Source organism: Novosphingobium sp. AAP83 (assembly GCF_001295795.1).
GTDB lineage: Bacteria > Pseudomonadota > Alphaproteobacteria > Sphingomonadales > Sphingomonadaceae > Novosphingobium.
The window spans coordinates 326,624-349,852 of record NZ_LJHY01000022.1 but is presented as its reverse complement, the minus strand read 5'-3'; the positions used below and the strand labels follow the sequence as shown (position 1 = coordinate 349,852).

Annotated in this window: 24 protein-coding genes; 9 read left to right on the top strand and 15 right to left on the bottom strand. The window is 60.4% G+C overall.

Annotation, left to right across the window (positions count from 1 at the left end; translation table 11 throughout):
• Window positions 1-8 precede the first annotated feature (8 nt).
• Window positions 9-314: a hypothetical protein gene (locus IP81_RS13245; RefSeq protein WP_054108442.1), complete on the top strand. Its 306-nt coding sequence runs from the start codon at window positions 9-11 to the stop codon at window positions 312-314.
• Between the two features lie 122 nt (window positions 315-436).
• Here the strand turns inward: IP81_RS13245 and IP81_RS21000 are convergent, their stop codons facing one another.
• Window positions 437-823, bottom strand: a complete 387-nt coding sequence (locus tag IP81_RS21000; RefSeq protein ID WP_197274624.1) for a hypothetical protein — start codon at window positions 821-823, stop codon at window positions 437-439.
• Between the two features lie 78 nt (window positions 824-901).
• Window positions 902-1,129 carry a hypothetical protein gene (locus tag IP81_RS20995; RefSeq protein ID WP_197274623.1) on the bottom strand — a complete coding sequence of 76 codons (228 nt, stop codon included), beginning with the start codon at window positions 1,127-1,129 and terminating at the stop codon, window positions 902-904.
• 39 nt (window positions 1,130-1,168) lie between these two features.
• Between IP81_RS20995 and IP81_RS20990 the strand changes: the two genes are divergently transcribed.
• From IP81_RS20990 to IP81_RS13230, 3 genes are read left to right on the top strand one after another with little or no spacing between them, the layout of a single operon-like run.
• Window positions 1,169-1,687 (top strand): hypothetical protein, encoded by a 519-nt coding sequence (locus IP81_RS20990; RefSeq protein ID WP_197274622.1) that lies wholly within the window; start codon window positions 1,169-1,171, stop codon window positions 1,685-1,687.
• A gap of 9 nt (window positions 1,688-1,696) precedes the next feature.
• Window positions 1,697-2,665 (top strand): hypothetical protein, encoded by a 969-nt coding sequence (locus IP81_RS13235; protein ID WP_054108440.1) that lies wholly within the window; start codon window positions 1,697-1,699, stop codon window positions 2,663-2,665.
• 18 nt (window positions 2,666-2,683) lie between these two features.
• Window positions 2,684-4,048 (top strand): HAMP domain-containing sensor histidine kinase, encoded by a 1,365-nt coding sequence (locus IP81_RS13230; protein WP_054108439.1) that lies wholly within the window; start codon window positions 2,684-2,686, stop codon window positions 4,046-4,048.
• Here IP81_RS13230 and IP81_RS13225 read toward each other — a convergent pair whose 3' ends face one another.
• Genes IP81_RS13225 through gltX form a run of 3 tightly spaced genes read right to left on the bottom strand, consistent with a single transcriptional unit; the run spans window position 4,049 to window position 7,053 of the window.
• Complete coding sequence (locus IP81_RS13225; protein WP_054108438.1) at window positions 4,049-4,240, bottom strand: hypothetical protein; 192 nt, start codon at window positions 4,238-4,240, stop codon at window positions 4,049-4,051.
• Window positions 4,241-4,263: 23 nt separating this feature from the next.
• Window positions 4,264-5,550 (bottom strand): citrate synthase, encoded by a 1,287-nt coding sequence (locus IP81_RS13220; RefSeq protein WP_054108437.1) that lies wholly within the window; start codon window positions 5,548-5,550, stop codon window positions 4,264-4,266.
• A gap of 39 nt (window positions 5,551-5,589) precedes the next feature.
• Complete coding sequence (gene gltX / locus IP81_RS13215; RefSeq protein ID WP_054108436.1) at window positions 5,590-7,053, bottom strand: glutamate--tRNA ligase; 1,464 nt, start codon at window positions 7,051-7,053, stop codon at window positions 5,590-5,592.
• Window positions 7,054-7,190: 137 nt separating this feature from the next.
• Between gltX and IP81_RS13210 the strand changes: the two genes are divergently transcribed.
• Window positions 7,191-9,344 carry a ComEC/Rec2 family competence protein gene (locus tag IP81_RS13210; RefSeq protein ID WP_231626630.1) on the top strand — a complete coding sequence of 718 codons (2,154 nt, stop codon included), beginning with the start codon at window positions 7,191-7,193 and terminating at the stop codon, window positions 9,342-9,344.
• Between the two features lie 126 nt (window positions 9,345-9,470).
• Here the strand turns inward: IP81_RS13210 and lexA are convergent, their stop codons facing one another.
• Genes lexA through moaC form a run of 3 tightly spaced genes read right to left on the bottom strand, consistent with a single transcriptional unit; the run spans window position 9,471 to window position 11,917 of the window.
• On the bottom strand, window positions 9,471-10,181 hold the full coding sequence (gene lexA, locus IP81_RS13205) for a transcriptional repressor LexA (RefSeq protein ID WP_054108435.1): 711 nt from the start codon (window positions 10,179-10,181) through the stop codon (window positions 9,471-9,473).
• A gap of 57 nt (window positions 10,182-10,238) precedes the next feature.
• The gene (locus IP81_RS13200; RefSeq protein WP_054108434.1) at window positions 10,239-11,444 is read right to left on the bottom strand and encodes a molybdopterin molybdotransferase MoeA; all 1,206 of its coding nucleotides are present in this window, start codon (window positions 11,442-11,444) and stop codon (window positions 10,239-10,241) included.
• Entirely contained in the window at window positions 11,441-11,917 is a 477-nt protein-coding gene (gene moaC / locus IP81_RS13195; protein ID WP_054108433.1) for a cyclic pyranopterin monophosphate synthase MoaC, read from the bottom strand. Before moaC ends, IP81_RS13200 begins: the two co-directional genes overlap by 4 nt.
• A 202-nt stretch (window positions 11,918-12,119) precedes the next feature.
• Between moaC and IP81_RS13190 the strand changes: the two genes are divergently transcribed.
• Both IP81_RS13190 and IP81_RS13185 read left to right on the top strand, forming a co-directional pair.
• Complete coding sequence (locus tag IP81_RS13190; protein WP_054108561.1) at window positions 12,120-13,310, top strand: serine hydrolase; 1,191 nt, start codon at window positions 12,120-12,122, stop codon at window positions 13,308-13,310.
• An 81-nt stretch (window positions 13,311-13,391) separates the two neighbouring features.
• A complete protein-coding gene (locus IP81_RS13185; RefSeq protein ID WP_054108432.1) occupies window positions 13,392-14,162 on the top strand; it encodes a DUF2189 domain-containing protein in 771 nt (256 codons plus the stop codon).
• 74 nt (window positions 14,163-14,236) lie between these two features.
• Here the strand turns inward: IP81_RS13185 and trpC are convergent, their stop codons facing one another.
• The 7 genes from trpC to IP81_RS13150 all read right to left on the bottom strand — a co-directional run bounded on the left by trpC (window position 14,237) and on the right by IP81_RS13150 (window position 21,645).
• A complete protein-coding gene (trpC, locus tag IP81_RS13180; RefSeq protein WP_054108431.1) occupies window positions 14,237-15,025 on the bottom strand; it encodes an indole-3-glycerol phosphate synthase TrpC in 789 nt (262 codons plus the stop codon).
• A 415-nt stretch (window positions 15,026-15,440) separates the two neighbouring features.
• Window positions 15,441-16,430, bottom strand: a complete 990-nt coding sequence (gene trpD, locus IP81_RS13175; RefSeq protein WP_054108430.1) for an anthranilate phosphoribosyltransferase — start codon at window positions 16,428-16,430, stop codon at window positions 15,441-15,443.
• Window positions 16,427-17,014: an aminodeoxychorismate/anthranilate synthase component II gene (locus IP81_RS13170; protein WP_054108429.1), complete on the bottom strand. Its 588-nt coding sequence runs from the start codon at window positions 17,012-17,014 to the stop codon at window positions 16,427-16,429. The genes trpD and IP81_RS13170 overlap by 4 nt, the downstream gene beginning before the upstream one ends.
• A gap of 6 nt (window positions 17,015-17,020) precedes the next feature.
• Complete coding sequence (locus IP81_RS13165) at window positions 17,021-17,380, bottom strand: hypothetical protein (RefSeq protein WP_054108428.1); 360 nt, start codon at window positions 17,378-17,380, stop codon at window positions 17,021-17,023.
• 1 nt (window position 17,381) lies between these two features.
• Window positions 17,382-18,164: an FRG domain-containing protein gene (locus IP81_RS13160; RefSeq protein ID WP_054108427.1), complete on the bottom strand. Its 783-nt coding sequence runs from the start codon at window positions 18,162-18,164 to the stop codon at window positions 17,382-17,384.
• Window positions 18,161-19,693, bottom strand: a complete 1,533-nt coding sequence (locus IP81_RS13155) for an anthranilate synthase component I family protein (protein WP_054108426.1) — start codon at window positions 19,691-19,693, stop codon at window positions 18,161-18,163. The genes IP81_RS13160 and IP81_RS13155 overlap by 4 nt, the downstream gene beginning before the upstream one ends.
• An 11-nt stretch (window positions 19,694-19,704) precedes the next feature.
• On the bottom strand, window positions 19,705-21,645 hold the full coding sequence (locus IP81_RS13150; RefSeq protein WP_054108425.1) for a peptidylprolyl isomerase: 1,941 nt from the start codon (window positions 21,643-21,645) through the stop codon (window positions 19,705-19,707).
• A gap of 288 nt (window positions 21,646-21,933) precedes the next feature.
• Between IP81_RS13150 and tpiA the strand changes: the two genes are divergently transcribed.
• Together tpiA and secG are read left to right on the top strand one after the other, a co-directional pair.
• On the top strand, window positions 21,934-22,704 hold the full coding sequence (gene tpiA, locus IP81_RS13145; RefSeq protein WP_054108424.1) for a triose-phosphate isomerase: 771 nt from the start codon (window positions 21,934-21,936) through the stop codon (window positions 22,702-22,704).
• A gap of 106 nt (window positions 22,705-22,810) precedes the next feature.
• Entirely contained in the window at window positions 22,811-23,206 is a 396-nt protein-coding gene (secG, locus tag IP81_RS13140) for a preprotein translocase subunit SecG (RefSeq protein WP_054108560.1), read from the top strand.
• The last annotated feature ends 23 nt before the right edge of the window (window positions 23,207-23,229 follow it).

The window sequence follows — 23,229 nt, the reverse complement described above, 5'->3', positions numbered from 1 at the left end:
GCATTTGTATGGCCTATGAAGGTGGATCTTTAGACGCGAATCTTGCTGCTGCGGCGGGTTACGATCCGGAGCTGATCAGAGAATTGCGTGCCGCATTTATCGAAAGCGCCGAGCGGCAGATCGACTTGCTGGGACGGTCCCGCTGCGATGGTAATTGGCAAGTCGCAGCAATGCGATTGAAGGGGCTTGCCGCTAGCTTCCATGCCGATGGATTGTTGGCGCTAGCGGAGGAAGCGCTGGATACCGTGCCAGGCGATCGCGCCGTTTTGCGCCGTTTGCACCAGATGCTTCAGGATTTGACCGTACAGCCCTGATTGGGCCTAACCTGATTTAAAGTGCGTTAACCTCTGCAGATTTCCATTGGCATGCTTGGCAGCAGGCGTCCCAGCCCCTACGATGGCTTCATCGGAGGCAGAGCTTTTTGCGGGTCGCATTGTTATCGTTGATTGAGGCCGCTGGAGCTGATCCGGGCAGGCTGCGTGGATACCTGCCAATTGGTGGGCGATCGGTGCTGCGCCATCAGATCGGTTTCGCGCTGTCTTTGGGCTGCAAACGTATCGTGGTCATGGCTGAAGGCCTCAGCGGTGAACTGGTTGCGTTGCAACATATTGTCGAGGCTGGGCAGGCGCAGTTTCATGTTCTGGCCACGGCCCGCGCCTTGGTGACGTTGATCCACCCCGAAGATGATGTCTTTGTGTTGGGTGATGGTTTGTTGGCAATGCCTGATGCCCTGTGCGAGCACCTGGAGGCCGGGCCAGTCTTGCTGACACTCCCTGTGGAATTGGCGCTGCCGCTGGGGTTTGAGCGGATCGACATTAACCACGCGTTTGCAGCAGCAATGCGTTTTCCGGGTCGGATGGCCGCAGCCCTTGCAGATTTGCCGCCTGAATGGAACGTCCAGTCAGCGCTTTTGCGTCTGGCTACCCAAGCCCGACTTCCCCAGCGCGGCATGCCAGCTTCGCTCCTTGAAGATGGTCGATGGAGTATCGTGCAAAGCGAGGCCGATGCCCATGAAACCGAACGGCGCTGGCTTCGCTTGCATACGGCCAGCGCTGATATCGGGCCGGGTTCGCTGGGCAAATCTTCTGCTATCGCTGTTGTGCGCAGGTTCGGGCCGGCGCTGCTTCATGCTGGAACGCGTCCAGCTCTGGTTGCCCTTGCTGCCGGCTTGATCGGTTTGCTCGGCGGCGGGGTTGGCTGGTTAGGCAACTATGCCTTGGGATTTCTGCTTTTGGGGGTTGGCTGGTTGATCGAACGCGTCGCGAGCTTGCTTGCGCAGGTTGAACGCGATTCGTTGCTGGCATCGGGTTTTGCACGGCGCAGTGCCCATGTTTTTCATTGGCTGATTGACGCAGGTTTTATCATCCTGGCCACTTGGCGCAGTGAGCTGCCACAGTCGCCTTGGGGCCTGCCAGCGTTCGCGCCGATTTTGCTGATTTTTGCGCTACGGCTTTTGCCGCTAGCATTGCCGGACAGTCGCTGGCCTCACTGGTTTGAAGACCGCATAGTTGTTGGTTTTGGGCTGGCTTTAAGCAGTGCTTTCTTGCCTTTTGATTCCACGATCTGCTTGGCGGTGATTGCTTTGATCGGTACGTGTTTACTCTCGTTGCAATCCGCCCAAAATGAACGCAGGTTTCATGCACCATCAAAGGGTTCGCCTAACCCGCAGTTAACCACTCGGGGTTAAGGGTTGTGAATGGCATCGAGCGCAAACACCCAAAGCGACAACGCAGCAATCGAGAGGTTGCTGCAAGATGACTTGTTACATGCCGATCAGGTTATGGTCCACATGGGGCCGATCCTGCGCCATTTGTTGCGCAATGACGATAGTTCCATCTTCAGCGACGAGGTTATTGCGCGGGTCCGAGGTATGTTAGCCGATATCGCCCGGCAATTGGTGCAGGCGTTGGGGGAGGCTGCCGGGCACATCGACGCAGCGTCCTGGGCACGCGAAGCAGGCTCCGGATTGGTCGATCTTCTGGCGGGCCATCAGGCTCTTCTCAACCACTTGCATATGTCGGCGGTTGAATGGCAACTGGCTGACAGGCTCCATGGCCGTGTCGGCATAGATCCCGTGCTGACGCCATTGCTACAAGACATCATTGCTTCGCCGGATCACGATCTGGCGGCTCGGGGGATGAACTTGCTGGCCGCGCAAGCCCGCTTTGGCCAAGCCATTCGCCGCATGCAGATCCCGCTTGCGGAATTGCCGGGCGATTTGCATCACATCGTACTCATGACGATGCACAGTTATGTTGAAGGTGACCCTTCCAGCGTTGCAGCATCAAACGTGGCTGAGGCGGCACTGCGCAAAGTCCGTACTGAAACAGCGTCCCGACTTGATCTGTTAGCCTATGCAGTCTCGTCCATCGGCTTTAACCCGAATGCTATGCTTTCATTGCAGAATGCAGGCGTCGCCTTCTTTCTGACGGCCTTGGGGCTGGGCACCGGTATCCCACGTGAGACGGCGATTATGTGTACAACGGAGAGCCAGATGCCCCGCCTTGCGTTGTCACTGGTATCATCCGGCTTGGGCAGAGACGGACTGATTGACGCGTTCTGCGCGCTTCATCCTGATGTGACATTGCCTGAGGATATTGCTGATCTGCGTCCAGAACAGGCGGCCGCGCTGTTGGCCAAATCGCAATTTGGCTTTATCGCCTGAAATGCCGGTATCCAAACTGTGACGGCTGCCGGGCCAATCCGCGCTCGATGTGATCGCGATGACCGGCTGATTGCGGCCGATGAAACACTTGCTGCGTTGCAGGTCCGTCTGGGCGGCAGCTTCCCGGGCGCAATCGCACTGCCAGGATTGTTAGCACTCGTTCGAAAGGTTCGGACATCTGGTGTCGCACTGTCAGCCATACTCACGCTTGAAGATGATCGCCAGCCCGTTTCGTTTCGAGCACTTGCGGTGCCTTTGGAAGATGGCACAAGCATTGAGATAACGGAATGGCAACTGGCCGCAGATGCATGGAAGGCTGAAGACACCGGCGCGGCAGAGGCATTGTTGCGGCAATTGGCCGAAGCTCATGTGGTCCTGGATGCTGATCAGCGTGTTATCTCCGGCATGGTCGAGGCCCGTGATCTGGCCGATTTTGGACAAAACCTCCGCCAAGGCTTTGGCCGTCATTGGACGGATTTGGTGCTTGTGCGGGGTAGTTCCCATCGTCAGCCACTGCATTGGCGGTTGCTGGATGATGCTGAACTGGATGTGCCGGGCTCTGTCCGTACTTGGCGTTCGCGGTTGCTGCCGCTGCGTTCGGGAGGGTTTGAGCTTCTGCTGGTGGCCGACACTGTAGATTCGCCAGCTTTTGTCGATACCGCGGTAACAATAAAATTACCCGATTTCAAAGGATTGCTTGGTCGCAACCTTGCTCCAGCCTTGCGCCAGCCGATCAATCGGATTGTCGCAAATGCGGAGACGATTCGCATGCGCCTTGCTGGCCCATTGTCTGATCAATATGCAAACTATGGCGGCGACATAGCTGAGGCAGGGCGGCATCTTCTAGGCTTGGTTGAGGATCTTTCCGATCTTGAAGCGGTCGAGGACGCAAGCTTTGATACATCGCCAGATGAGATTGATCTGGCGGATTGCGCGCGCCGCGCGGCAGGGATTCTGGGCATGCGTGCGCAAGAGCGCGGGATTGTGATTGCAACACCTTTAGCCGATGAGCGGGCACCTGCGATTGGCGAATTCCGCCGCGTTTTGCAGATTTTGCTCAATCTTATAAGCAACGCGATCCGCTATACGCCCGGCCATACGACCGTAAGCATTCGCGTAGGCGGTGAGGGCCACTTCACTTGGCTGACCGTAACAGATGAAGGTGAAGGACTGACCGCCGAGCAAGCCGGAAAAGTCTTTGAAAAGTTTGAAAGGCTAGGACGTAGCGGCGATGGCGGCAGCGGGCTTGGCCTGTACATTTCGCGAAAGCTGGCGCGCGCGATGGGTGGTGACTTGTCGGTTACGTCTGCTGAAACTGGCGGCGCTCAGTTCATACTCAGCTTGCCTGCTGATGGTGCATCACAGAAAATCGCATCAGGCTAATCAGCGGCGCGAGCCTGCACGCCAGATGGCCAAAATACCCAGCATTGCCAGTCCTGCACCGATATAAGCCCAAATTGTTTGCGCCAACATAAAGCTGGAAGCCGGCCACAGGATGAGCCCTGTGCCCTGACCAATCCACAACGCGCCGATAAGAACAGCGGCGATGCCGAAAACCTTAAGAAGCATCACCATCGCCGCCAGTCCTCAAAATGCGATCAACGCTCACTCAACGGCACATAGTCCCGTGAGGTCGGCCCGGTGTAAAGCTGGCGTGGGCGGCCGATCTTCTGACCTGGATCAGAAATCATTTCGTTCCATTGCGCCACCCAGCCCACAGTGCGAGCAAGGGCGAACAGCACCGTGAACATCGTGGTCGGGAAGCCGATCGCTGAGAGGATGATGCCTGAATAGAAGTCGACGTTCGGAAACAGCTTCTTTTCCGCAAAGTAAGGATCGCTCAGCGCGATTTCTTCAAGGCGCAGCGCAGTTTCGAACAGCGGATCTTGCACGTTAAGCGCCGCGAACACTTCACGCACCGTGGATTGCATTACCGTGGCGCGGGGATCGTAGTTCTTGTAAACGCGATGGCCAAAGCCCATCAGACGGAACGGGTCGTTCTTGTCCTTGGCGCGGTCAATATAGTGCTGGATGCGATCAGGCGTGCCGATTTCCTTCAGCATGTTGAGCGCTGCTTCGTTTGCCCCGCCGTGCGCCGGACCCCACAGGCAGGCGATGCCCGCCGCAATACAAGCGAACGGGTTGGCGCCCGACGAACCGGCAAGGCGCACAGTCGAGGTCGAAGCGTTCTGTTCGTGATCGGCGTGAAGCGTGAAAATGCGGTCCATCGCCTTTTCAACCGCCGGGATCACTTCATACTCTTCAGCCGGAACGCCGAAGGTCATCTTCAGGAAGTTGCCGGTGTACGACAGCTTGTTGTCGGGATAGACGAAAGGCTGACCGACCGAATACTTGTAAGCCATAGCAGCAATCGTTGGCATCTTGGCGATCAGACGGTGCGAGCTGATTTTGCGATGCGTTGGATCGGCAATGTCGGTGCTGTCGTGGTAGAATGCTGAAAGCGCGCCGACCACGCCGCACATGATTGCCATCGGGTGGGCGTCACGGCGGAAGCCACGGTAGAACGTGGCAAGCTGCTCGTGCAGCATCGTGTGGCGTGTGATCGTGCGGCTGAAATCGGCCAATTCCTGCGAGCTTGGCAATTCACCGTTCAGCAACAAGTAGCTGACTTCCATGAAAGATGAATGTTCGGCCAGTTGCCCGATCGGATAGCCGCGGTGCAGCAGCACACCCTCGTCACCGTCAATATAGGTAATCGCGGAATCGCAGCTTGCCGTCGAGGTGAAGCCCGGATCGTAAGTGAACATGCCCGTCTGGGCATAGAGCTTGCGGATATCGATCACATCAGGACCGATTGTTCCGCTGCTTACGGGCATCTCGATGGTCTTGCCGCCAGCGGTCATAGAAGCCTTATTATCGCTCACGCCTTAGCCCTCCTGTTTCATTTCAATAACCTGCATCGGTCAAGCTGCATGGTCGCGAATACGCGCCAGCGACTCGTCTTTGCCGAGCAATGCCAATACGTCGAAAATTCCCGGTGAGGTAGCCTGTCCCGTCAAGCTTGCGCGCAACGGTTGGGCAACTTTGCCCAGACCTATCCCTAACTCCTCAGCCATTTGCTTTACCGTGGCCTCGAGACTTTCGGTTGTCCAGACGTTTTCAGCCTCCAGCATGGATGCAATTTTTCCGAGCAATGCCCGGGCATCGTCTGTCAGGATCGCTGCTGCCTTTTCAACCATCCGCAAGGGGCGCTGCGCAAACAGGAATACCGCACCTTGCGCCAATTCGTTAAGGTCTGCCGCGCGCACTTTCAGCACCGGCATCGCACGGGTGAGCAAATCGAGCCCAGTGTCCGCCGAGAAACTGGGGGCCATCGCGTCTAGCCGCTCTGCGACCAAACCGGCAAGCCGGGCATCGTCTGCCTCTCGTATATAGTGCCCGTTGAGGTTCAGCAGCTTCTTGATGTCAAACCGCGAAGCACCCTTGTTTACATCAACGACATCGAACCATCCCACCGCCTGGTCGCGGCTGATGATTTCCTCGTCGCCATGGCCCCAGCCGAGCCGCAGCAGGTAGTTGATCACAGCTTCGGGCAACAGGCCCATCTCATCGCGATAGGCATCAACGCCCAGAGCGCCATGGCGCTTGGAAAGTTTGGCGCCATCTGCCCCGTGGATCAGCGGGATGTGCGCATAGACCGGGTCAGGCCAAGTACCATCAATGCTGTTCATGCCGCGAATGACCACCAATTGGCGGAACGCGTTGTTAATATGGTCATCGCCGCGGATCACATGCGTCACGCCCATGTCGTGATCGTCAACCACTACCGCCAGCATATAAGTCGGCGTGCCATCAGATCGCAGCACGATGAAATCATCGAGCTCGCTATTCTGCACCGTGATCGATCCTTGGACCTGATCGGCGATGACTGTTTCACCTTCGCGCGGCGATTTCATTCGCACGACAAAAGAGGCACCCTCCGGCCACTGGTCCGCCGTTGCATCGCGCCATTCGCTGTCGATACGGAATGGCCGTCGCTCCGCCTGCGCCATTTCGCGCCGCGCCGCCAATTCTTCCTGCGTCAGGTAACAGCGATAGGCATGCCCTGCTTCGAGCAATTGGTGCGCCACTTGCGCATGGCGATCAGACCGCGAAAACTGGAATACAGGCGGTTCATCGCCGCCAAGCCCCAGCCAATCCAGCCCGTCAAAGATAGCTTTAATCGCAGCATCGGTGGATCGCGCGCGGTCGGTATCCTCAACTCGCAAAAGGTAGGTGCCGCCGTGATGGCGTGCATAAAGCCAGTTAAACAGCGCGGTTCGCGCACCGCCAATGTGCAGATACCCGGTGGGCGAGGGCGCAAAACGCGTGACGACCCCGCCACTTGGGCGCGATCCTGCAATAATGGTGTCAGTGGCGCTTGCCATTGGCCGCGCTTTCCTTCCCTTTAAAACTCATGGCGTCCGGCTTACCCAGCGCTCCTGAAACGGATGACCCGGCAGCAGGGTTCCCTGTTGCCGGACCACCGGGATTGCCGGTTGGACGGGGGCGGCATTGGGACATCATGAAGCGATTGTCCAGCACCCTTGAACATGCTGAAGCGTTCCTTGAGGCCCATCCTTTTGAACGCGGGCTGTGGCTGGTCGTCGCCTTTGCCGCGGGGATCGTCGCGTGGATCGCATTGTCTATGCCTGCCCAGTGGATCGCGTTGCTGCTCACGTTGGCCGGTTTGGCTTTGCTTCTGGCCATCATGTTGGACCAAAATCGGTTTGGTCGGCTGCGGATGGCGGTAATCGGCCTTGCCGTGATGGGCTGTGCAGGGCTCATCACGATCTGGGCAAAGTCCGAACTTGTCGGCCAACCCGGAATTTCCGGCCCGCGTGTTGTCTGGCTCCAAGGTTTTTTGGTTGAACGCCGCGAAGAGCCTGCCAAGGCACGCGCAAGGCTCCTGCTTCGTGTGCCGGTCGAAGGGTTTTCCGATCCGGTATTGGTCCGCGTCAATTTGCCGGCTGACAAGGACAGTCCTGCCGCGCGCCAAGGGGCTGTGGTCCGCTTGCGTGCCCGCTTGATGCCGCCAGCAGCGCCGATGCTTCCCGGAGCTTATGACTTCGCGCGCACGGCTTGGTTCAGTGGTATCGCAGCAACGGGATCTGCACTTTCCAATATCGAAGTGTTACAGGCATCAGGCCAAAGCACCACTTTGCGAGGCCTGCAATCCTCGCTCGCCACACACATCCGCGCGATGCTTGCAGGCTCACCGGGCAATATCGCAGCGGCGCTTGCGAGCGGAGATCGCGGTGCCATCGCCATTATTGACGAAGACGCCATGCGCGATGCGGGCCTCACCCATTTGCTTTCGATCAGCGGTTTGCACGTCAGTGCGCTTGTCGGCTTCGTTTACTGGATCGCTGCGCGTGTTCTTGCCTTCATTCCGTGGATCGCGCTTCGTATACGTGTTCCTATTGGGGCTGCGTTGGCAGGCGCATTGGCGGGTGTCGCCTACACCCTGCTCACCGGTGCGGAAGTGCCCACTGTGCGCTCTTGCATCGGCGCATTGCTGGTGCTGGCTGCACTCGCAATGGGACGCGATCCCTTGTCACTCCGCCTTGTCGCGGTTGGCGGCTTGCTGGTCATGCTTTTCTGGCCCGAGGCGGTTGTAGGCCCAAGCTTCCAGATGAGCTTTTCTGCCGTGATCGCCATTATTGCGTTCCACTCCGCTGCGCCGGTGCGCGGGTTCCTTACAGCCGATCATCATGGCCCCGTCGTGCGCTTTGCACGCAGTATCATCCTGTTGCTGGTAACCGGTGTGGTGATCGAGATGGCGCTGATGCCGATCGGTCTGTTCCACTTCCACCGCGCGGGTGTTTACGGGGCCTTGGCCAATGTTATCGCGATCCCGCTTACGACATTTGCGATCATGCCGTTGATCGGTCTGGCGCTGCTGCTCGACCTTGGAGGAGTGGGGGCGCCGATGTGGTGGTTGGCAGGCAAAGCCCTCGAACTGCTCCTTGCCATCGCCCATTTCGTCGCAGCGCGCCCCGGAGCAGTAACGATGCTGCCGCCTGTCGCGCCGTGGAGCTTTGGCCTGTTCATCGCCGGTATGCTCTGGCTCGCCCTATGGACAGGCCGCGTTCGCCTGTGGGGAGCCATCCCCGCCGCTATCGCTGTCGCGGTGATGATCCTTGCTCCTACGCCCGATATCCTGGTTACCGGTGATGGTCACCATGTCGGCATCACGGGTGAGGGCAATGACCTGCTCGTCCTGCGCGCGGGCCGGGGTGACTATATGCGCGAAAACCTGCTCGAACTGGCCGGAATGGAGGGCGATTTGCGCACGCTCGAAGACTGGCCCGCAGCCCGATGTAGCGCTGATTTCTGCACCCTCGCCATCAATCGAGCTGGCAAGCGCTTCACCCTGCTGATGGCCCGCACACGCGAATACATCGACGACATGGCGCTGGCCTCTGCCTGTGAACGCGCGGACATCGTCATCGCCGACCGCCGCCTGCCATGGTCATGCCGTCCCAAAATGCTGAAAGCCGACCGGACGTTTCTCGCCAAGACTGGCGGCATCACGATCAACCTTGCGTCCGGGCACATCCGCACCGTGGCTGAAACGCAAGGGATGCAGGGCTGGTATCGCTGGCCAGTTTCGGAGGTGAAGCCAGCCCTAGTCAACCCACATGGACGAGTTGCAGCTAGCAAAGCCGCCCCGTGACCGAACTCGGCGAGTGCAAAGGCAGACTTTCAGGTTTGGGATTGAATCTCAAAGGAGGACTACACCGATCCGCTGCCTGCGCTGCTACTCACAATGTAACGGCGCAGGCGCGAGGGGCCATCACCATCAATGATAGCGGCGTAGCAAACCGGCCAGTTTGCCCTGCACGATCACTTCGTCGGGACGGTAGAACTGTGGATCGTAAGCGGCGTTGGCGGGATCGAGGCGGATCATACCCTTTTCGCGGTGCAGGTATTTAAGCGTGGCTTCTTCGCCGCGCACAAGCGCCACGACGATTTCACCATCGCGCGCCGCATCTGTTTTGCGAACAAGCGCGTAATCGCCATCAAAGATGCCGGCCTCAACCATGGAATCGCCCGAGACTTCGAGCGCGTAATGTTCGCCCGCGCCGAGCAGCGCGGCAGGAACAGGCAAGGTTGCGCTGGTTTCGAAAGCCTCAATCGGAACACCTGCCGCGATTTTGCCGTGGAGGGGCAGTTCAACGACGTCATTAGCCGGAGCAGGGGCAGCCTTGGGCGGAGCGCGCAGCGGGGTGAGCGCGGAATGGGTGTTCGCCGCCGCGCGGACGGGTGCCGGGGCAGCGCCGCCTTTGGTTACCGCGCTATCGGGTTGGCGCAGCACTTCCAATGCGCGGGCGCGGTTGGGCAGGCGGCGGATGAAACCGCGTTCTTCCAGTGCGGAAATCAGGCGATGGACGCCCGACTTCGACTTCAGATCAAGTGCTTCCTTCATCTCCTCAAAACTCGGAGAGATTCCGGATTCCTCCAAGCGTACCTGGATGAAGGTGAGCAGTTCGTGCTGCTTGCGCGTTAACATTGGCGGTTCTCCGCAGGTGAACGAATGCGGAACGGATAAGCAACCAATTCCGACTCGTCAAGCATTACCGCCATTTTCGATCAGGTAAACCGGAACATCCGATCCCGCCGTTCTGGCATCGGCCCAGGCTTCGCGAACGACGAATGCGTTGGCGCGCGCCAAGGGGGATAGCGCGCCAGAATCTTGCAGTGGATCGAGAGTGACGGTTGCGCCGTCCCATTGTGCGCGCAAAAACTCCATGCGACTGCCGCCTTTGGGCATAGGAGCAGCGAGGCGGGCGGGGATGGTGCGTGGCAGAGGCTGCGCCGCGCCGAGCATGGCGCGCAAGAGCGGCATCATGAACAAGAACGCGGTGACATAAGCCGAAGCGGGGTTGCCGGGCAGGCCGAGGATGATTTGGCGTCCGCGTGTTGCGATCAGCAACGGTTTTCCGGGCTTGATGCCGACGCGCCAGAAATCGATGGTTGCGCCGATGGCTTCAAGCGCGGGGCGGATCAGATCGTGATCGCCGACCGACGCACCGCCGCTGGTGATTATTACGTCTGCATCGCTGGCGGCTTCTAGGGCCGCGGCGAGATCCGCCAGTTTGTCTGCGACCGGACCGCCGTGTGCGATGGTGGACGGGAGCATGGAGGCCATTGCGCAGAGCATTGGCCCGTTGCTGGCGGGGAGTTGGTGGAGTTCGGGCAACTGGCCGGGCGGGACCAGTTCATCGCCGCTATCAATCACCGTGACTGAAACCGCGCGGCGGACGGTGAGATGACTGTGGCCGCCCGCGATAGCGAGCGCGATTTGGGCGGGGCCGATGCGGGTGCCGGCTTCGATCAGCACAGTATCGGCGGTGAAATCCATACCGGCGGGGCGGATGTGGCGTTCGGGCGGAGCGGGCGGCTCTCCGGTGAGGTGCAGCGTGTTGCCATCGCGGGCGCTGTCTTCTTGCAGCAGCACCATATCAGCGCCGGACGGGACGACCGCGCCGGTGCTGATCCGCACGGCTTGGCCCTTGCCGACGGTGCCTGCGAAAGGATGTCCGGCGGCGCTCTCGCCAATCACCTGCCAAGGGCCGGGGAGGTCTGCGGCGCGCAGGGCGTAGCCATCCATGGCGGAGAGGGCGGCGGCGGGTTGGGTGCGCCGGGCGAGCAGAGGTCCGGCGAGGTAGTGGCCGAGGCATTGCGTGACCAGGCGTTCCTGCACCGGTAGGGCAGGGGCCAGCGCGAGCAGGCGGGCCTGCGCTTCGGCGAGGGGGAGCGGGGGCGTTCTCAAGCGTCGTCCGCCCGCCAGATTCCGGATTTGCCGCCGCGCTTTTCGATCAGGCGCACGCCTTCGATGACCATGCCTTTGTCGAGCGCCTTGGCCATATCATAGACTGTGAGCAGCGCGACCGAGACGGCGGTGAGCGCCTCCATTTCTATCCCAGTCTTGCCGGTCAGCGAGGCGGTGGCGGTGCATTCCACGCCACTTTCCATCAGTTCGAAATCGATGTTCACCGCATCGAGGCCAAGGGGGTGGCACAGCGGGATCAATTCGCCCGTCTTCTTGGCGGCCATGATCCCGGCGATGCGGGCGGTGCCAAGCACATCGCCCTTGGGCGCGTTGCCTGCTGCGATGGCAGCCAGTGTGGCGGTGTTCATCCGGATCATGCCTTTGGCAATGGCGATGCGGTGGGTTTCCGCTTTGCTGCCAACATCGACCATGCGGGCGGTTCCGGACGAATCGAGATGCGTCAATTTGTTCATCTTTCGCCTTCGCAGCCTGAACAGGTTTACACAGTTTACACTGTTCTAGAGAAAACTTTGCGGCCCCGCCATGACTTGGATTTGCGGGGTTTTCAAGCAAGAGGGGGCGGGAAGCTGGCATCGGGTGAAGTTTGGCAGGTTGCCATGTTGTAGGACAGGCTTTTGTCGGTATTGTCATCAATGTCAGCAGGGGGAGATGGCTATGCGCAAACGGACGGTTTTGATGGCGGCGCTGGGGGCGCTGATGATCGCAGGCGGCGTCGGCTTTGCCAGCCTCGACAAGGAAACGCGCGGGGTGCTGATGGCGCTGCCGACCAACGCCGATGTGCTTTCGTGGAATGTGGCGCAGCGTGATGCGGGCTTTCGCGCGATGGACCGGCTTTCGTTTCTGGCCAAGTCCAACACGATAGCGCCTTCGGCCACACCATTGCCGCTGCCGGTGGGCAAGCCGCTGGTGATCCCCGGCGTCGAGGCATTCATGCAGAGCCAGCGCACGGCGGGGCTGGTGATTGTGGTCGATGGCAAAGTGCGGTTCGAACGCTATGGCCTCGGGTTTGATGCGCAAGGGCGCTGGACGAGCTTTTCTGTAGCCAAATCGTTCACATCGACTCTGGTGGGCGCGGCGTTGAAGGATGGTGCGATCCGCAGTCTGGATGACAAGGTAAGCGCCTATATTCCAAGGCTGAAAGGCAGTGCTTATGATGATGTAAGCGTGGCGCAATTGCTGACGATGAGTTCGGGCGTGCGCTGGAACGAGGATTATGAAGATCCGCAATCCGATGTCGCCAAGTTTAACCGTGCCAAGCCCGAAGGCGAAATGGACGCAACCGTCAGTTATATGCGCACATTGCCGCGCGCTCACGCGCCGGGCACAGTGTGGCATTACAACACGGGCGAGACGAACCTGATCGGGGTGCTGGTTTCATCGGCCACGGGCAAGACGCTATCGGCCTATTTGCAGGAAAAGGTTTGGCAACCCGCGGGCATGGAAGCGGGCGCGACGTGGCTGCTGGGCGAGAGCGGGCACGAGATCGGCGGTTGTTGCCTGCAAGCCGCGACACGCGATTATGCGCGCTTCGGGCTGTTCGTGCTGGCTGGCGGCAAAGCGCAAGACGGGCGGCAGATCGTGCCCGAAGACTGGTTTGCCCGCGCCACCACCAAGCAGATCGACATTGGCCGCCCCGGCAGAGGCTATGGCTTTCAATGGTGGACCTATGACGACGGCTCCTTCGCCGCTCAGGGCATTTTCGGACAGGGCATTTTCATTGATCCCAAACGCAAGCTGGTGATCGCCAGCAACGCCGATTGGCCAAGGGCAAGCGCGGGGACGCAGCCGGATGAACGGCAGGCGTTTTACCGGCAGGTTGTGCGGATTGTGGATGGGGGTGGGTGAGTTTGTGATGACGAGCCTCTTGAACCAAAGCGACAAAGAGCGCACCCTTCTCGCTTAATCACAACATCAGGAGTGCGTGCCATGGTGGTGTCGGGACAGGTTCAGGTGGCGCCGTTTACGGTGGCGCGGGATTTGGGGTTGGCCGATTTGCGCGCGGCCTTGGTGGCGGGGTGGCGTGATTTTTTGGCATTCCCGCTGTTCGGGTTGTTCTTCGGCGGCATTTATGTAGCGGCGGGGCTGTTGATCTGGTTCGTGCTGTTTCGCGGGGGCGAGGTGGCTTGGCTGGTTCCGGCGGCGGCCGGGTTTCCGCTGCTCGCGCCGTTTGTGGCGGTGGGGCTTTATGAGGTGAGCCGTCGGCGCGAGGCGGGGTTCCCGATGCGCTGGGGGGCGATCCTTGGCGCGCTGCGCGGGCGCGGGGATGAACAGATCCTCTCGATGGGGGTGATCGTGTTTGTGGCGTTCGGATTCTGGCTGATGGTGGCGCACGGCATCTTTGCGGTGTTCATGGCGCAATCAGGCGTTGGCGGAGAATCGTTCGCGGTGTTTGCCACCACAGCGGGCCTGCTGATGCTGGTTGTGGGCAGCGCGGTGGGCGCGGTGATGGCGCTGGCGTTCTATGCCATCACGGTGATCAGCTTGCCGATGCTGGTGGACCGCGAGGTGGATTTCCTGACCGCGATTATCACCAGCCTTGCCACGGTGCGGTCCAATGGATTTGCGATGATGGCATGGGCGGCGGTAATTGGCGGGCTGCTGTTTGTGGCGATTCTACCGCTGTTTTTGGGACTGCTGGTGGCGCTGCCGGTACTGGGCCATGCGACGTGGCATTTATATCGGCGGGTGGTGGTTTGAAATTGGGTTCTGTTTGATTAGCAGAACAAGCCCACCCCCGGCCCCTCCCGCAGGCGGGAGGGGAGACGGTTGTGCTAGCCCTCTAGGAGTGCGCGCGTAGCTGCCTCGACATCCGGTTGACGCATTAGGCTTTCGCCGACGAGGAACGTGCGTGCGCCGCATGGTTCCAAACGCAGCAAATCCGCGTGGGTGTTGATGCCGCTTTCGCTGACCAGCAGGGTGCCCGCGGGGGCGAGGGGGGCGAGGCGTTCTGTTGTCGACAGGTCGGTGACGAAGCGTTTTAGATCGCGGTTGTTGATGCCGATCAGGCGGGATTTGAGGTGGTGGGCGCGCGCCATTTCTTCTTCGTTGTGGACTTCGACGAGCGCGTCCATGCCCTGTTCTTGCGCTGCGGCTTCGATTTCGGCCATCTGGCTGTCTGACAGGCAGGCAGCGATGATCAGGATGGCGTCGGCACCGATGGCGCGCGCTTCAAGGCACTGCCATGGATCGACCATGAAATCCTTGCGGATCACCGGCAGGGTGCAAGCGGCGCGGGCCTCGATCAGGTAATCCTCGTGGCCCTGGAAATAGGGTGCGTCGGTGAGGATCGAGAGGCAGGTGGCACCGCCGACCTGATAGGCGCGGGCGTGATCGGCGGGGCTGAAATCGGCGCGGATCATGCCTTTGGAGGGGCTGGCCTTCTTGATTTCAGCGATGAGGGCGTAACCGGTGGCGGCTTTTGCGCGCAAGGCGGCTTCGAAACCGCGCGGGGGCGTTTGCTGCGCTGCGCGGGCGGACAGTTCGGCAGTGCTGGTGGCGGCCTTGCGGGCGGCGACTTCGTTGCGCTTGGTATCGCAGATTTCGGTGAGCATATCGGTCATGGTGCGTAGGTCTTTGCCGTGTGGGGCGGGATGTGTCGAGTGGGTTTTGGGGGAGGATGTTTGGTTCACGCAGAGACGCAGAGAAGAAGGTGAGACGCGGAGAGGGGCGCTTGGCCTTTGGGCCGTTTCAGGCTTGTGGGCTCTTGTGCGGCGTGAGGTTAGCCGGACGAGCGCGGCTTTGCCGCGTGGAGCGACCCTCTGCGCCTCCCCTTCTTCTCTGCGTCTCTGCGTGAAACTCTGTCCATGCTTCGGAAGGAGGCGGGGTTTTGCTTGGAAGCGTAGAGGCCCACCCCGCTGCGACTAGCTTCGCCTGCGGCTCAGACAAGTCTCGCCGCCCTCCCGCAGGCGGTAGGGCGAAAAGAGCGGGGGCCACTCCCTTCCCGCTTGCGTGAGGGGTTGGGGGTGGGCAGTCGCCCTATTTCAGCGCGGCAATCCAACAGTTGAGCAGGGCGTTGGCGAGGCCTTTGTCGATGGCCTCGGCGGCTTCTTCGACGCCTTCGTGCCAGTCCTGCGCTTCGCCCGCGACGATCAGCGCTGCGGCGGCGTTGAACAGGACGGCGTTGCGGTACGCGCCGGGTTCGCCCTGAAGGAGCGCGCGCAGAGCGGCGGCGTTGTGGGTGGCGTCACCGCCACGGATTGCGTCGACCGGGGCGGTGGGGAGGCCCGCGTCGGCGGGGGTGACGCGGCGCAGGGAGAGTTCGCCATTGCGCACTTCGGCCAGTTCGTTGCCGCCTGCGAGGCTGAGTTCATCAAGGCCTTCGTCGCCCGAGATGATGAGGCTGTGATCGGTGCCGAGGCGCTGGATGGCTTCGGCATAGATCGGGACATAGGCGGGGCGCGCTATGCCGACGAGTTGGCGGCGGACGCCTGCGGGGTTGGCGAGCGGTCCCATCAGATTGAAGATGGTGCGGCGGCCCAAGGCTTTGCGGATCGGCATGATGCGCCCCATCGAGGGGTGATGACGCCCGGCGAAGAGGAAGCAGATGCCAAGATCGGCAAGGGTTGCTTCAGCGGTTTCGGCAGCGCGATCAAGGTTTAGGCCAAGCGCTTCCAATGTGTCTGCCGCGCCCGCTTTGCTGCTGGCCGCGCGGTTGCCGTGTTTGGCGACGGGGACGCCACAGGCCGCGACGACAAGGCTGACCGCTGTGGAGACGTTGAGCGTGTGGTGCCCGTCGCCGCCGGTGCCGCAAACGTCGATGGCATTGGCAGGCGCGCTGATCGGGATCATGCGCTGGCGCATGGCGCGCGCGGCTCCGGCGATTTCGCTGGCGGTCTCGCCCCGGTCAGACAGGGTGACGAGGAACTGCGCGATCTGATCGTCAGCCACTTTGCCATCGAGGATCGCGGCGAAGGCCTGTTCGGCTTCGACTTCTTCGAGCGGGTGGAGGGCGTCAGGCAAGGTCATGCGGGCAGCGGGTTGGTGGGGATGCCGCAGATCTTGAGGAAGTTGGCGATCATCGCGTGGCCGTGTTCGGTGGCGATGCTCTCCGGGTGGAACTGCACGCCGTGGATGGGCAGAGCGGTGTGGCGGAAGCCCATGACATGCGTGTCATCGGACTGCGCATTGACCGCGAGGCAATCGGGGATTTCGGTCACGATCAGCGAGTGATAGCGGGTGGCGGTGAACGGGCTGGGCAGGCCCGCGAAGACGCCGGTGCCATCGTGGGTGACGGGGCTGGTCTTGCCGTGCATCAAGCCGCCGCGCACCACTTTGCCGCCGAAGTATTGGCCGATGGACTGGTGGCCAAGGCAGACGCCGAGCAAGGGCAGGTTGGCGTCCGCAGCTGCGCCGACGAGATCGAGGCTGATGCCTGCTTCGTTGGGCGTGCAGGGGCCGGGCGAGAGCAGGAAGCCTTGCGCCCCGGTCTTGATCGCCTGTTCGGCGGTAAGCGCATCATTGCGCACGACTTCGACCTCTGCGCCCATCTCCATCAGGTAGTGGACGAGGTTCCAGGTGAAGCTGTCGTAATTGTCGATGACGAGGATCATGATGTGTTATTCATCACTGTAAAATGAGTGAGTGTCGAAACTACATTCGCTAATATCAACATTCAAAAGATCATCAACTTTACCATAAATCATTGCGGGGTAAGAATCAGACATAGAAACTTCATCTCGCGAACCGCCGTAATTTAAGGTGACGTAAATTGTGGCGGCGACTTCAAAGTGCCCGTCTTCATCAAACACTATACCGCCTGGTATCGCTTCGATTCCCTCAAAAATTGTACGGCTCGAGAGTGCGTCCAGATCGTCCCAGGCGTTCAAAACTGGATAGTCATCTAACGTCAAATTAGACACCGCTGTAAAGATCGCTTCTTCGACCTGAGCAGAACCGCCTTCTTTCAAGTCTGTCATGTCAAAAGGTTCCTAAACCGATACCACGCGAATGTTGCCAAGCAAGGCGGCTTCCTAGACCGTCTAAACCTCCCATAATTCGCTGCTGGTTCATTCCTAAATAGAACAGCCTTTTCGCAAAAAAGTTTCGCATACTGCCCGGTATGATGAATGTGTCTTCGTCCCGTGAGCCCGGAACCACCCAAGGAATATCCGGTTCAGGATGGATGCTGAACAGTCCGCCCTGATCTGTAATTCTTGTTGTCACCGCTCTTGGCCAAAAAAACCTGACGTCTGTTAATCCAAATGGATCAACATCCGCTTTGACCTTCATAGAACGGCTCATTGCGACCGCAACGATCTTGGCGTCGATCTCATCCGGTGATGGTATTACATTCATTAGCTCACCAGAAACGCGCCCTCCCGCTCCGACCAATTTGGCTTGTCGTGTTCCAGGTGAACCCGTAATTGCAAAATATGCTGCAACTAGTGGGTTACTTGTCCAATCCAGCAATCGCGTAGGAACGCCGTGATGCTGGGCAATCGCGAGGAGGTCCAACGTTTGCTTATCAGACGTCATGAAAAATTCAGGTGCACGCAGCTTAAATAGTTCCAAGATCGCGCGCTCGTAAGCCAAAGTGTAGGGTGTTTGACGACCAACCGTCGGCACCATTCCAAATTGTGAGTCCCCCAAGCCTCGGAACACCCAACGCGAATCACTATGATCGTCCAACCAAAGTTGAAATTCGCGCCACTTGACAATTTGCAATCTTATGCGGCGGCTTCTTGAAACGTGTTTGCTCACTGTCCAAACCCCGGCTCGCTCGCCACCCTAACCGCCTCACGCGCCGCGGCGAACAGCGCGCCGCTCTTGGCTTCGCATTCGCGCTGTTCGTATTCGGGGTTGCTGTCGGCAACAATGCCTGCGCCTGCCTGAACGTGGAGCACGCCGTCTTTGAGGATGCCGGTGCGCAGGACGATGCAGCTATCGACTGAGCCATCGGGGGCGAAATAGCCGACGCCGCCTGCGTAAGCGCCGCGGGTTTCGGGTTCGAGCTGCGCGATGATTTCGCAGGCACGCACTTTGGGAGCGCCGCTGACGGTGCCTGCGGGGAAACCGGCGAAGAGGGCATCGACATTATCGGCGCGGGCGGCGTCTAGCTGGCCGATCACGTTCGAGACGATGTGCATGACGTGGCTGTAGCGCTCGACCGTGTAGCTTTCGGTGACTTTGACCGTGCCAGCCTTGGCGACGCGGCCGACATCATTACGGCCGAGATCGAGCAGCATCAGGTGTTCGGCGCGTTCCTTGGGATCATCGAGCAGGCTGACTTCGTTGGCGCGGTCTTCCTCGGGCGTTTTGCCGCGTGGGCGAGTGCCTGCAATCGGGCGGATGGTGACTTCGCCATCGCGGATGCGCACGAGAATTTCAGGGCTTGAGCCGGTGAGCGCGAAGCCCGGCATATCGAGGAAATAGAGGAACGGCGATGGGTTGATGCGGCGCAAGGCGCGGTAGAGCGCGATGGGCGGCAGCGGGAATGGCGCGGTGAAACGCTGTGCGATGACCACCTGAAAGATGTCGCCCGCTTCGATATAGTCCTTCGCGCGGGTTACCATGCTGGCGTATTGCGTGGCGGGCATGACCGGTTGCGGCGTTACATCGACGGCTTCGGTCAGGCGTTGCTCTGGCGGGACGGCATCGGTCAGTTTGCGGATGGCGCTGTCGATCCGATCGGTTGCGGCTTCGAGGAGGTGTGCTGGCGCACCACCTTCAGCCCAGACGGGAGCGATGGCGAAGAGTTCATCGGACAAGCGATCAAACACCAGCACCACGGTGGGGCGGGTGAACAGCATGTCGGGCAGGACGAGATCGCTTTGCGGGGCGCGGGGCAGCTTCTCGACCAGGCCGATCGTTTCATAGCCGAAATAGCCGACGAGGCAGGCTAGGGCAGGGGGCAGCGCGGCAGGCACATCGATCCGGCATGCGGCGACGAGCGCGCGCAGCTCTGTCAGCGCATTTTCGGGCAGGGGCGCAAAGGCCGCCTTATCGTGCCGCCAGATACGATTGATTTCAGCCGCTTCGCCCGTAGCGCGAAACACGAGATCGGGATCGAGGCCGAGCAGGCTGTAACGCCCGCGCACTTCGCCGCCCTGCACTGATTCGAGCAGGAAATCGCCGCGCCCGGATTCCATCAGCTTGAGCGCTGCGCCGACCGGGGTTTCCGTATCGACGATCAACTTGCGCCAGATCAGCGCCGGTTTTCCGGCAGTGAGCTGGGCAAGCGCGGGGCCGTGGTTTTCGGGCTTCGCGGTGGTGGCAAGTTCTGCGAGCATGGACACCGGCGTTATTGCGCGTTTGCGCCGGTTAGCTGGTTACGCACCGCTTTGATCGCCGCTTCATTGCGTTCAACGCCGACATCGTTGCGGATGGCAAGGTTCAGGCCCTTGGCATATTCGTTGCCGGTGACGGTGCGGAATTCCTGCGAGGCTTGCGCAAAGACCGGATCAGCGCGTTTGACTTCGCCGGGGATGATATCCTTGAGTGTAATCACGAACCAACCCGCCTTGTTAGGGCCTTCAAGGCGCTTGTTGGTGCCTTCTGCCATGGCGAAGAGCAAGGCGAGCGCAGGCGGAACCTGACCTTGCATTGCGGTGAGCTGTTGGCGAGCCATCTCGATCGGTTGCGGCGCTGGCAGGGCAACGCCTGCCTGCTTCACCGCTTCGGCGACGGATATGCCTTTGTTGAGGGCGGCAAGGATTTTGTCGGCGGCAACCTTGGCCTTGGCCGAGCCTTGATCGAGACCCCAATCGCGGGCAACAACATCACGGATACGGTCAAGCGGGGCGGGGCTGGATGCGGTAAGCTGGCCGACATCATAGACAGCGAAGACTTCACCGGCCTTGAGTTCGGCAAGTTGTGGTTCACCCTCGCGTTCCATCGCGAAGGCTGCCTGGATTAGCGGTGCGATTTCGGCCGGGGCCTTTTCGGCGGGTTTGCCGAACACGCTGCCGTCGGCAAGCAGCGGCTGCGTGGAGCTGACGGTGAGGCCGAGCGTCTTGGCAATATCGGCAAGGCCGGTGCCGCCATCGACTTCCTGTTCCACTTGGGCTGCAAGATCGGACAGTGCTGCGCGGCGCTTTTCAAGGGTCAATAACGTGACGAGTTCAGGGCGGGCCTGATCGAGCGTCTTGCCGGGATTGCGATCGACTGCATCGACCTTGATAACATGCCAGCCGATGGTGGATTTTGCGGGCGCAGCCAGTGTGCCGGATGCAGCAGCAAATGCGGCATCTGCGACGGCTTTTGCGGTTTGCCGGGTCAAAGCTTCGCGGGTTTGCTTGGCCATCTGGCTGGCGGCAAGGCCCTTGGTGCGGGCGGCGGCATCGAGCGAGCCGCCTTTGCCGACTTCTGCGATCAATGCCTTGGCAGCAGCTTCGGTCGGCACAATGACTTGTGTGACCGTGCGTTCTTCACTGGCGGCGTAGATTGCCGTGTCCTGCTTGTAGCGGTTGGCGATTTCAGCCTCGGTGGGGGCGGCGATGTTCTTGAGGCTGGCTTCGTTGATCAGGGTATAGCGGATCGTGCGCCGTTCAGGCTGCATGTAGCGCGCTTTGTTGGCGTTGTAGAACGCGCTGACGGCTTGCGCTGAGGGCGGGTTTGGCGGGATGAATGCGAGCGAGGGCACGGTGAAGACCATGCCGCTGCGCTTTTCGGTGAGCAGCGAAGCATAGCGGACAACGGCTTCGTCGGGCATCTGCGCACCGAAAGCGGCGGGCAGCAGCAATTGCCGCGCCATCAAACCTTGTGCGAGATCCGCGCGCACTTCCTTGTCGGACAGGCCGCGCTGGGCGAGCAATTGTTCGTAGGCAGATTGGCTGAACTTGCCATCAGGCCCTTGGAACGCACCGATCTTGACGATTTCGCTATCGACCAGACGATCACTAATGACCATCCCGTGCTTTTTGCCCCATTCGGCAAGCGCGAGGCGATCAATCATCTCGTTCAGAACGCCGTCCATGCCGCCGCCATCGAGGAATTGCTTCATCGTAAGGCCGGGCGATTTCTTGCGTTCCTGTTCGAACGCGTTGGTCAGCGCTTTGGCGAGTTCAGCGGTGCCAATCCGCGCACCTCCGACGGTGGCCGCGCGATCACCGCCAGCGACTCCGCCAAAACCGCTGCCGGTGACATCAGCGCTGGCAAAAGCGAGCGCGATCAGGCCAAGGAAGACCAAAGCAATGGCAGCGCCAAAGCGGGACTTGAGAAAAGAGCGGAAAAAGCCGAGCATTTGCGGGTGTTCGTCTCGTCAATCCGGGCACGCAATCGCACCCTGAGGGGAATTTCCCGACGCTTTAGGGGGCATTGGCCTTTCTCGCAATGCCCGGCGTGTTGCCCTGCTGCGTAGTAACGCCTTTTCTGCACTGCTGTGCGCAAAGTAACCAAATGTTTTTGCCGGTTATGCGATCAGGTGTTTTGCAGAATCAGTACAGGTTTGATAGCCGCACGCCGAATCAGGGGTGCTGTAGTCCTTACTAACTATAGCGAGTTTCAGGTTTTTCAGGGGAATTGGCCAGATATGCCACATCGTCCTTACATCGTTGGCAATTGGAAAATGAACGGCAACCGGGCCATGCTGGCCGAGGCGCGTGCGATTGATCGTGCTGCGGGCCGTTATCCTGATGTGCAAGTGGCATTGGCGCCGCCGTTTACGCTGATTGGCGCCCTTCGCGAAGCGGTGACGGCCATGGGAGTGGGCGGACAGGATTGCCATGCTCACGCCAAAGGTGCGCATACCGGCGATGTATCGGCTGCGATGCTGGTCGACTCCGGTGCGGATTTCGTGATCGTCGGTCATAGCGAGCGGCGCAAGGATCACGGCGAGAGCGACGGGGTGGTTCAGGCCAAGGCTGATGCAGCATTGGCGAACGGGCTTGGCGTGATCGTGTGTGTCGGCGAGACGCTGGACGAGCGGGATGCAGGCAAGGCAGTGTCTATTGTGGCTGGCCAGGTCGATGCGTCCATGCCGGTGGGCGAGGGCACTTCTGACGCTGTTGCCTTGGGCAAAGTGGCAGTCGCTTATGAGCCGGTCTGGGCGATTGGCACGGGCCGCGTTGCAGCGGTTTCAGACGTAATCGAAATGCACGCCGCCATTCGCGCGAGGCTGATCGCGCTCTATGGCGAAGCCGGAGAGAAAGTGCGGATCCTCTATGGTGGATCGGTGAACGCCGGAAATGCAGCGGAATTGCTGGCGGCGCAGGGCGTTGGCGGGGCACTGGTCGGCGGTGCGAGCCTGACGGCAGACGCGTTCTTGCCGATTATCGCGGCGGCGGGCAACGGCGAGGCCTGATTGGCGGGGTGAAGCGCTTGGCGGGTTGCGTCAAGGCGCTGCGCCGCCTACATGGCAGCCTGATTGTTTCCGCGCATAGTTGCGCCAGAGGTTGTGATTCATGTCGCTGTTTATTTTTCTGACCGTTGTCCAGGCCATCGTTGCCGCCCTTCTGGTTGTGACGATCCTGATGCAGAAGTCTGAAGGCGGCGGCCTTGGCGTGGGCGGAAGCCCTGCCGGGTTCATGTCTGCACGCGGCGCGGCAGATTTCATGACGCGGGCGACCACGGTTCTGGCTACAACGTTTGTGGTGTTGAGCATTGCGCTGGCAACGCTGGCTGTGGGCCAGACTTCGGGTCGCGAAATCGATACATCGCTCGAGCGTGCGGCACCTGTGCAGAATGCGCCCGCAGTTGACCCGCTGGCCCCGGCCCAAGGCGGTGCGGCACCGGCTGTAGCGCCTGCGCAGCCAAGCACTCCGGCCCCGGCAAACGATCCGCTGGGCGGCGCTGCGGGGCAATAAGACTTTTGGCAATGCGGTGATGC